The sequence below is a fragment of the uncultured Ralstonia sp. genome (genome assembly GCA_913056305.1).
Taxonomy (GTDB): domain Bacteria; phylum Pseudomonadota; class Gammaproteobacteria; order Burkholderiales; family Burkholderiaceae; genus Ralstonia.
In genome coordinates this window covers 1-3,535 of record CAJXMR010000327.1, presented here as the reverse complement: position 1 = coordinate 3,535, position 3,535 = coordinate 1, and the positions used below count along the sequence as shown (strand labels likewise).

4 protein-coding genes are annotated in these 3,535 nt (G+C 67.8%); all 4 read left to right on the top strand.

Annotated elements, in window-relative coordinates; genetic code table 11:
* Window positions 1-1,155, top strand: a 1,155-nt coding sequence (locus QZ609_RS25415) for a FimV/HubP family polar landmark protein (RefSeq protein WP_295500964.1), incomplete at its 5' end; no start/stop codon positions are given.
* Between the two features lie 82 nt (window positions 1,156-1,237).
* Window positions 1,238-2,062, top strand: coding sequence for a tRNA pseudouridine(38-40) synthase TruA (truA, locus tag QZ609_RS25410; protein WP_295500962.1), 825 nt, complete (start codon window positions 1,238-1,240; stop codon window positions 2,060-2,062).
* Complete coding sequence (locus QZ609_RS25405; protein WP_295500960.1) at window positions 2,059-2,778, top strand: phosphoribosylanthranilate isomerase; 720 nt, start codon at window positions 2,059-2,061, stop codon at window positions 2,776-2,778. The genes truA and QZ609_RS25405 overlap by 4 nt, the downstream gene beginning before the upstream one ends.
* A gap of 94 nt (window positions 2,779-2,872) precedes the next feature.
* On the top strand, window positions 2,873-3,535 hold a 663-nt coding region (locus tag QZ609_RS25400), incomplete at its 3' end, for a pyridoxal-phosphate dependent enzyme (protein WP_295500957.1).

The following is a 3,535-nucleotide window of genomic DNA, read 5'->3' as shown; positions in this document are numbered from 1 at the left end:
AGCGTCGACACCTCGCAGCACAGCGTGTTCGGTGCGGATTTCCGCATCGGCGGCGGCAACGAGAGCAATGAAGTCGACCCGATCGCCGAGGCCGACGTCTACATCGCCTATGGTCGCGACGTGCAGGCCGAGGAAATCCTGCGTGAAGCGCTGGAGCAGCATCCCGATCGCCAGGCCATCCGCCTGAAGCTGATGGAGATCTACGCCAACCGCCAGGACGCGCACGGCTTCCAGACGGTCGCGGAAGAAATGCTGGCGCAGGTTGGCGCTGCCTCGCCGGAATGGGCCGAGGCCGCCGCGATGGGCCGCAAGTTTGATCCGGCCAACCCGCTGTACCTGACGGTGCAGGGCGATGGGCAGCACCACGCCGCTGAGGAACCCGCTGCGCACGGCCACGCTGGCGCTGCCGCCGCGGCCCTGGCGGGCGTAGGCGCCGTTGCCGCAGCTGAAGCGTTCAAGCCGACCGTGACGGGCGAAACCACCCGCCGCGGCGACGACTGGACCACGCTGTCCCCAGACCTGGACCCGTCGGCCCCGTCGACCAAGGCGCCGAAACTCGCTGATCTGGATCTGCCGCTGGAGTCGTTCCCGGCGCCGGCAGCGGGTGAGCCGATCACCGCGTCGGCCGAGGCCGCCGAGGCGTTCAAGCCGCACGCCGCGCCGGACGCCGAGCTGCCGAGCACGCACTTTGGCGGCCACGCCGGCGAGGCGTACCAGCCGATTTCCGCGCCGCCGATGCACATGGACCTGTCGGACCTGTCGCTGGACTTGAACCCGACGCCGCCGGCTGCTGAAGCCGCACCGGCTGTTGCGGCACCGGTCGTGTCTGAAGACAGCCTGCCGGCCTGGGCCCAGCCCGCCGATCTGTCGCAAGCACCGATGCATTTCGACGCCGAGCCGCAGCATGTCGAAGCGCATGTTGCCAACGACGAGCCGCACTCGGCTATCCGTCTCGATACCAACCTGCCGCACACGCTGTCGGGCGAGGGTGGTGTGGATGGCGTGCGCGACCTGCAGATCAAGTTTGATCTGGCCAAGGCCTACATCGAGATCGGCGACAAGGAAGGTGCGCGCGAGCTGCTGCAGGAAGTGCTGGACCTGGGCGATCCGTCCTTCCACGCCGAAGCCCAGGCACTGATGCGCCAGATCGCCTGACGCGTCGCTGCAAGGTCTTCGACAACGCCGGCAGGATGGTATCCTGCCGGCGTTTTTCTTTTTGCATAAAGGCTTATCAGGCATGACGCGCATCGCGCTCGGCATCCAGTACGACGGTGCCGCGTTCTCGGGGTGGCAATCGCAGCCGCACGGCAATACCGTGCAGGACGTGCTGGAAGCGGCGCTGCGCCAGTTCGCCGGCGTGCCGCTGCCGACCACCGTGGCCGGCCGCACCGATGCCGGCGTGCACGCGCTGGGGCAGGTCGTCCACCTCGATACCGACCTCGTGCGCGATCCGTTCTCGTGGGTGCGCGGCACCAACGCCTTCCTGCCGCCGACGGTGGCCGTGCGCTGGGCGCAGGAGATGCCGGAGGACTTCCACGCGCGCTTCTCGGCGCATCGCCGCACGTACTACTACGCGCTGGTCTACGGGCCGACACGCGCACCGTTGCTAGATGGCAAGGCCGGCTACGTGACGCTGCCACCGGGCCAGTCGCTCGACGTGGCCGCCATGCACGAGGCCGCGCAGGTGCTGGTCGGCGAGCACGATTTCTCGTCGTTCCGCGCGGCGGAGTGCCAGGCCAAGTCGCCGGTCAAGACGATGTACTCGATGGAGGTAAAGGGCGAGGGCGAGTGGGTGTTCGTGCGCATCTGCGGCAGCGCGTTCCTGCATCACATGGTGCGCAACATCATGGGCTGCCTGGTGGCGATCGGCCGAGGCCGTAAGCCTGTGGCCTGGATGGCCGACGTGCTGGCCGCCCGCAGCCGCGTGGCCGCTGCGCCCACCTTCATGCCCGACGGCCTTTACCTGGCCGAGGTCGGCTATCCTGATGTCTTCCCGTTGCCGGCATCCCCGGCATCGTTCAGCCTGTTTCGCGGCGTGTTCGACGAGTACGCCGGCCCGTGAATACTGCTTCTGCCATGTCGCTGCACCGTACCCGCATCAAGCTCTGCGGCCTGTCTCAACCGGCCGACGTCGACCATGCCGTCGCGCTGGGCGCCGATGCGATCGGCCTGGTGTTCTATCCGCCCAGTCCGCGCTTTGTGGCCACCGAGCGCGCTGCCGAGCTGGCCCGCCGCGCCGGCCCGTTCGTCACGGTGACGGGCCTGTTCGTCAACGCCAGCGCGGACGACATCGCCCGCGTGCTCGACCAGGTGCCGCTCACGCTGCTGCAGTTCCACGGTGACGAGACGCCCGAGCAGTGCGCGGAGATCGCCGGAAAGGTGGGACTGCCCTGGCTGCGCGCCGTGCGTGTTCAGCCCGGAACGGATTTGGTAGAATTTGCCGATCGGTTTGCCGCTGCCCAAGGCCTGCTGCTCGACGCGTTTGTTGAGGGCTATGGCGGTGGCGGCCACGTCTTCGACTGGACCCTGATTCCCCCGCAATGGCTCTCGCAATCGCCATCCTTGCCAACCACAAGCGCCGCTCCTCGGCTCGTTTTGAGTGGTGGGTTGAGCGCGCAAAACGTCGCTGGTGCGATTGAGCGCGTGCGGCCCTACGCTGTTGACGTCAGCAGCGGGATCGAGGCCGCACGGGGCGTGAAAGACCACGCCCGCATGACCGCATTCGTGCGTGCGGTCCGCGAGGCCGATGCTGCCCTGGGCGCGTCGGCACAGGCCTGAACGATACCGTCGGGCGCTCGCGGTTCGCACCTCCCTGAATATCTCCGCCGGCCGGTCGCTTTGCTGACCCCGGCGGACGCCTCGAGAGATTGCCATGTACAACCTGCCCGACGCCCACGGCCATTTCGGCCCCTACGGCGGCACCTTCGTTGCAGAAACGCTGTCCCACGCGCTGGACGAACTGCGCGACGCCTACGCGCGCTACCAGCACGATCCGGCCTTCATTGCCGAATACGAGTACGAGCTGAAGCATTTCGTCGGCCGTCCGTCGCCCATCTATCATGCCCGCCGCCTGACCGAGCACTGCGGCGGCGCGCAGATCTACCTCAAGCGCGAAGACCTGAACCACACCGGCGCGCACAAGGTGAACAACGTCATCGGCCAAGCGCTGCTGGCCCGTCGCATGGGCAAGCCGCGCGTGATCGCCGAGACCGGCGCCGGCCAGCACGGCGTGGCCACCGCCACCATCGCCGCGCGCTACGGCATGGAATGCGTCGTCTACATGGGTAGCGAAGACGTGCGCCGCCAGGCCGCCAACGTCTACCGCATGAAGCTGCTGGGCGCGACCGTGGTGCCGGTGGAATCCGGCTCGCGCACGCTCAAGGATGCGCTCAACGAAGCAATGCGCGACTGGGTCACCAACGTGGCCGACACCTTCTACATCATCGGCACGGTGGCCGGCCCGCACCCGTATCCGATGATGGTGCGCGACTTCCAGGCCGTGATCGGCGAGGAATGCAAGGTGCAGATGCCCGAG